Below are 522 nucleotides of genomic sequence, written 5' to 3' on the forward strand. Positions count from 1 at the left end.
GCTGATCCTCATCCTCGTCGTCGTCTACGTGCGGGTCTCCGAGCGCGGTGAGCCGGCATGAGACGACTGTTCGTCCCGGCCACCACGGTCGCGTTGATCGGGATCTTCGCGTTCGGTCCGGTGTACTGGGTGCTCGTCACCGCGCTCACCCCGACGCATGACGTGTTCCGGTTCCCGCCGCATTTCGTCCCGGACCGGATCACCGTCGAGCATTTCACCGCGATCGCCGACAACGCCAAACTGCTGCGCTACCTCACCAACAGCCTCATCGTGTCCAGCGTGACCGCGGTGCTCACCGTGATCGTCGCCGCGTATACCGGGTATTCGTTCGCGAAGTTCCGCTACCGGGGTCGTCGGTCGTTGATGTATCTGGTCCTGGCCTCGCAGATGTTCCCGCAGGCGCTGCTGTTGATCACCCTGTATCTGGTGTTCAGCCAGGTCGGTTTGATCAACTCGTATGTGGCGTTGATCCTGTCGTTCACCACGTTCACGTTGCCGCTGTGCGTGTGGATGTTGAAGGGG

At 61.9% G+C, this 522-nt stretch carries 1 protein-coding gene; it reads left to right on the plus strand.

Annotated features, from left to right (window positions below; translation table 11 throughout):
- Positions 1–57: 57 nt before the first annotated feature.
- Positions 58–522: carbohydrate ABC transporter permease (locus tag OP18_RS50700; protein WP_033368027.1), on the plus strand; the 465-nt coding region annotated here is incomplete at its 3' end.

The organism is Dactylosporangium aurantiacum (genome assembly GCF_000716715.1).
GTDB lineage: Bacteria > Actinomycetota > Actinomycetes > Mycobacteriales > Micromonosporaceae > Dactylosporangium > Dactylosporangium aurantiacum.